The 5,517-nt window shown below is 57.6% G+C and carries 2 protein-coding genes and 1 pseudogene; 1 reads left to right on the top strand and 2 read right to left on the bottom strand.

Annotated elements, in window-relative coordinates:
* Nucleotides 1–951 precede the first annotated feature (951 nt).
* Nucleotides 952–3,015, top strand: a complete 2,064-nt coding sequence (locus NKJ01_RS35865) for a carbamoyltransferase family protein (RefSeq protein ID WP_352735293.1) — start codon at nucleotides 952–954, stop codon at nucleotides 3,013–3,015.
* Between the two features lie 175 nt (nucleotides 3,016–3,190).
* Here the strand turns inward: NKJ01_RS35865 and NKJ01_RS35860 are convergent.
* Nucleotides 3,191–3,861 (bottom strand): annotated as a pseudogene (locus NKJ01_RS35860) (transposase); the annotation flags it as partial.
* A gap of 792 nt (nucleotides 3,862–4,653) precedes the next feature.
* A complete protein-coding gene (locus NKJ01_RS35855) occupies nucleotides 4,654–5,292 on the bottom strand; it encodes an FMN-binding negative transcriptional regulator (protein WP_352735291.1) in 639 nt (212 codons plus the stop codon).
* Nucleotides 5,293–5,517: the final 225 nt, after the last annotated feature.

Raw genomic sequence — 5,517 nt, 5'->3', positions numbered from 1 at the left:
ACCACCGTGCCATGGCCGCTCGCCCCTCAGAGCAAGCGCCGTTCTCTCTCCAAAACTTTTTGCAGAACCTTCAGCACACTATCCGCAAATGCGTCCACTCCATGAAGAGCACAACCGTATAGCACCAGGAAGGCTAGCTACCTCCATCGCTTCGGAGACCCAGGAACCCTCAGAAAACCGAACCTCCCGAGCTCAGAGGCGCTCGTGATCACAATCGCGCTGGTGCGTGGATCATTGTTCAAGGGTTTGCCGATAGGCAGGCGAGATGGCCGATCGACATGATCTTCGCCCGATGCCTACAAACACAATGCCAGCCGCTGTCACGGAGTCGCGAAGACGAAGGCAATGAGGGTCGACGCCGATACTCATCGTTTAGTTGACAGAGCGCTTGGAATGCCATGCGCTTCACATCGGAGTAGTCATCCGGGAAGCCTGAAGCGCTTTGAAACGCATGTGCTGCGGCTACTATTCATAGCGTGGATGACTTTGATCAAAACAATCGATTTCATCACTCTTCCGGAATCGTGCATGGACAAAAAAGAGCCTCACGCACCAATCACACGCTGCTCTATGGCGTGACGAAAGCTGCCTTAGGAATAATCCAAAGGAGAAAATCTTCGATGCGCCCTGACGTGCAGTGGAGGTCGTACCGAGAAAGTGAGTTGCAACTGGCCGACAATGTCGGGCGGTGCGACCATGGTCGCTTCGGAGAATGAAATCGGGCCAGTTCACGGGGGCGGTACTGTTATTCGTCGACGGCCGCCCTTCCCACGAACAGGCGGCATCGCAAGTTGGTTCTGCCGATGAAAACGACAGCGCCGGATACATGTCAGCAGCCGCTCAGGATTGGATGAACGGGCGGTCGCAGCTGCAGGCGACAACACGGCCTATTTAGTTGGAAACAGTCGAGGTAGGCCAATTTGGCTTCCCCGTTACTATTTGGAGAAAGAAATGCTGTGTCTAGGAATCAGCGGCGGACTTGACCAAGTCCATGAAAACCGATTCGAGCGTCCGAACGCCTTTATGCACGATGGCGCCGCGGTGCTCGTCCGAGACGGAAAGGTGATAGCCGCCGTAGAAGAGGAACGCCTCAATCGAATTAAGCACTCGAACAAGCTGCCAAGTGGTTCGATTCAATACTGTCTTTCGACGGCCGGGGTTCAGCTCAGCGACATTGATCGTGTCGCGGTCTACGCCAGCGAGACCTACGCCAACGCCATGCTTGAAGGTATGTCCGCTTCCCAACCGGACATTCTCTCCATTCCGTTGGATGCTAAAATGTTGGTGCAGAACCTGTTAGCGCGTGAGTTCGACACTAAGTTGGACAGTTCACGTATTTCATTCGTAGGTCATCATCAGGCGCACGCCGTGAGCGCCTTTGCAATGTCGGGCTTCGAACAAAGTCTCATTCTAGCGATTGATGGCTGTGGTGATTTCCTGTCGGGCCTTGTGGCGGTAGGGTCTGGCACAGAAATTACGCAAATCGAGGCTTTCCCGGAGGAAAATTCTCTTGGGCTGTTTTATCTCGAGACGATCCGCTGTCTCGGCTACGGCCTGTTCGACGAGTATAAGGTAATGGGACTCGCGCCCTATGGCGACCCCGCTCCCTATCGCGAGCTCTTCGAGCAGTTCTACGAGCTCTCCGCCAACGGTGGCTACCGTGTTCACCTCGACCGCATCGGTCCGGCGTTGCTCCGCAACATCGAGATCAGGCGAAAGGGAATGCCTTTCACCCAGCAGCATCGAGATGTGAGTGCGTCACTGCAGGAAGCGCTTGAGCGGATCGTGTTCCACATTCTCCGGCACCACCGTGAGGCCACCGGCATGAAGCGGTTGTGTCTGGCGGGAGGGGTAGCCCACAACTGCACGATGAACGGCAAGCTGCTGTATTCAGGGCTTTTCGAAGACATCTTCGTGCAACCCGCGTCTCACGACGCTGGCTGCGCATTGGGAGCTGCGCTGATAGTCTCTAACGAGATGGGCCGCCCCGCGCCGCGTGAGCGACTGCAGGAGGTCTATTGGGGTCCTGATCTCGGGAGCGACCGCGCCGTGGAACAGGAACTGAATGCATGGGCCGGACATCTCGAGGTTGAACGCTCTGACGACGTAGCGAGCAGTGCAGCCGACTGGATCGCCAACGGCGCCGTGATCGGCTGGGTGCAGGGTCGTTCGGAGTTTGGGCCACGTGCGCTGGGCAACCGCAGCATTCTTGCCGACCCTCGGCCCGCTGCAAACAAGGACCGGATCAATGCCATGGTCAAGAAGCGCGAAGGCTATAGGCCTTTCGCACCATCTGTGCTGGAAGAGGATGCGAGCGAATTTTTCGACCTCCCGGACGGTAAGCACGAATTTCCTTTCATGAATTTCGTCGTTCGCGTGCGTGACTCAAAGCGCGCCTTGTTGGGTGCCATTACGCACGTCGACGGTACGGCTCGGCTGCAAACAGTATCGCGCGATGCCAACCCCGCTTACTGGGAGGTCATCAATGCGTTCAAGAAGCGGACAGGCACTCCAATTCTGCTCAATACGTCCTTTAACAACAATGCTGAACCGATCGTGGATACGGTTGCAGACGCGATTGCCACATTTTTGACGACAGAGCTGGATGGACTTGTGGTCGGGCCCTTCCTGGTAAAAAAACGGGCTGCAACGCTGCAGGATTGGACTGCGCTTGCGATTTCATTGCCTCCCTCAGTCTCCCTCCATCAAACCCGTGCTTACACAGCGCGAGATCATCAGGAGACTGTCTGCGAGATTATTCCGAACCACTTCAGCATTGACAGTGTGCGAATTTCAAACGACCTGTTTAATCTGCTGATGCGGATTGAGGGCGAAGCCGTGTTAAGCGATCACCTCAATATAATTGCGCCGGATCAGGCTGAGCATGAAGCTCTGATGGAGGACCTGCGAAGACTGTGGGAGCAGCGCCTGGTTCGGCTGCATCCCTCACAAGCTGCTCGGATGGATCATGGGTCCGATCAAACGCCGGACCAGCCTAATAGGCTATCAATGTGATAGAGATGCCGCTCAAGCTCGGCCTTCATCGACCCCGCCTGCGAGCTCACCGCTGTGATTAGGGGGGTCGAGGTCGCCCTGGTCAGTATGCTTAGGAATGCTATTGAATGGGTCGTGTGCTTGCCGTGAGTTTTCGGGAGGTTGTCCATTCGGACCGAACCGGGGAGACTGGGTTGGAAAGGCGGGTCTGGCCTCGATATTGACCGGACTTCTGTGTCGAGAGGTCCAGCCCGCAGAACTTTAGAAACTGGCGATGATCACCTAAGCGGCGAAGATCGCCGGCTTCGGCAATGACGGTCAATGCCTTGATCGGTCCGATGCCCGGGATTTGTCGCAGGAGCTGATAATCCTGGCTGTGCCGCAGCAGATCGTCGGCCTGTGCTTCGATCTCATTGCGTTGCCGGATCAGGCTGCGTGCTTCGTCAATGACCATCCGGAACATGCGAATGGCAGGCGCATCAAGTGCAGCGGCAATCCGATCGATGGGCGCGCCGTCTCGAAAATATCCATCAGAATATGTGTCTTGCTGACTTTGCGGCCGACGACATCCCAAGCTGCTGCCACAAACTCCTCCTTCGTCAGCGCCGTGATGCTTGCTGGGGTCGGAAAGGCATGGAGGAAGGCAAAGAATCAATCGCTGCGGCTGTTCCCCCGGAAGCGATCGATCTCGGGAAAATACGGCGGCAGGTAGTGTGTCAGGATGCGGTGCTGGATCTCGGTCTTGGCCCTGGCGATCGCTTCATGTGTCTTCGACAGTTCCTGCACGTCGTTGATGCCGGCTCGCAGCGGATCATGGTAGACCTGCGTCGCCTGGATCCTGAGCATGTGTAGGATCACCTGGGCATCGATCTTCTTGCCGAATATGACGCCGAAGGCCTTAGGAAGCCCAGGCATCTGTTCTCGATTTTGCCTACTAGGCTGACGAGAAGGTCGCGTGCCGACAGCAGCACCCGCACGACACAGGTGCCGTGGCTCTTGGTGCGAACCTGCTTAAACCATCCCCGCTCGTGGCGGCCCGATTTGTTCGGCATCATCGAGAGGGCGGCGCTTGACACGATCGGAAGTCCGCGCTTCCTTAACTCGTTCCAGAGCCAGATCGCAAGCGGTCACGGCTCCGTGCCGATCCGCTCCGTCTCCGCAGCTCCACAGTCCCGCCCGCATCTCCCAGTCGCGCCCGGGTAGCCATTGCGCTGCAAGGCGGGTCTGATCGCTACGGCGGCGCCGCCACCATCTCCATCAGTCGGTTCGGCGACAAAGCCAATCATCTCCCGTAAGAGAAGTGCTTTCGGGCAAGTTCCGCAGGTTCAAGGAGATCGTTGACGGCGCCGCACTTGGAGCTGCGTCGAGCGCATGGTCGAGCTTGCCGCCCAAGGTACGTGGCTTCGAAACGCGTGCGATTGCGCCTCATTCAAAACCGCTGCGCGGCTGGTCGCCGACATACGAGGGGGCGCAGGCGCCTGAAACGAACCCGTCGGTCACGACGGAGCAATCCTGCCGCCTGACCAGGCGCGTGGAAAAGTATCACAACGGTGACCACAGCGTCGCTTCAGGCCGTCAAAAGCTATTGCCGTGCGTCAAGGCGGGCTAGGTGACCCGTCGGAAGCCGTCACCAGCGGCTTTGTCGGGACAAGACACATGCTATTGGGATTTGGCCGCCGCAGCCGCGAGCATCGCTTCTCCCATCGCAATGGTCCCTTGGGCACGCAGCATTTCACCAGGGTTCTGAATGTCGCGCACCTCTTTGTTCTGGCTGAGTTTTGATTTTCCAACCAGGCCGGTGATCTCGATCTCCAGGGCGACGATTGCCTTGACCATCGTGTCGATGAAGTCCTTCGGCGCGTCGCCCATCTTCCATGGGACCGGCTGCGAGGTTTCTTGCATGTGAGTGAGCTTCGCCACGTTGCGGCGCACATACCGCTCATCATCCCGGACAGTGATGCGTCCGTGGGCATGGACGACGAGATAGTTCCACGTCGGCACCTGCTTGTGGAATTCATGCTTGCTCGGATACCAGTTCGGCGAGATGTAAGCGTCGGCCGCACGGAAGATTACGAGAACCTCATCGCCATTGGCGACTTCCTCCCAGACTGGGTTCTTGCGGGCAACATGACAATTGAGGACGCCCTTGTCTCCCTTCGAGCGGTCGAGCTCAAAGGGGACGTGGTTCGCGTCGAGGATGCCTTTGCTTTGGGTGACCAGGATGCCGAGCGGGTGTCTCTCGATAAGGTCAAACTGGGCGTTCTGATCGTGTACGGCAAAATGGGGCGGAACGTACAACGGTATTTCTCCTGTCGTGAGTGGGCGTTTGTTGGTGATCGAAGAAAATTACGGAGCGGGCCCAGGCATCTTCGTTGCCGTCGACGAGGGGCCCGGACCTCGCCGTCCACCACGCTCAAGAACCGCCATCGAGAAGTGGACGGGCACATCAGATGCCGCCGCGTATGAGTGCGGTTGGTCGGTGACAAGCCGCGCACTCTCGCCCCGGTTCAAAATTACTGCATG

The sequence above is a fragment of the Mesorhizobium sp. M0276 genome, assembly GCF_040321755.1.
In the GTDB taxonomy this organism is placed as follows: Bacteria; Pseudomonadota; Alphaproteobacteria; order Rhizobiales; family Rhizobiaceae; genus Mesorhizobium.
The sequence above is the reverse complement of the archived record's forward strand: the minus strand, read 5'-3'. Positions and strand labels throughout refer to the sequence as shown.

Bases quoted from the DNA above. Each gene is read 5' to 3' on its own strand.
- NKJ01_RS35865 (WP_352735293.1), top strand. From the start codon at position 952: ATGCTGTGTCTAGGAATCAGCGGCGGACTTGACCAAGTCCATGAAAAC.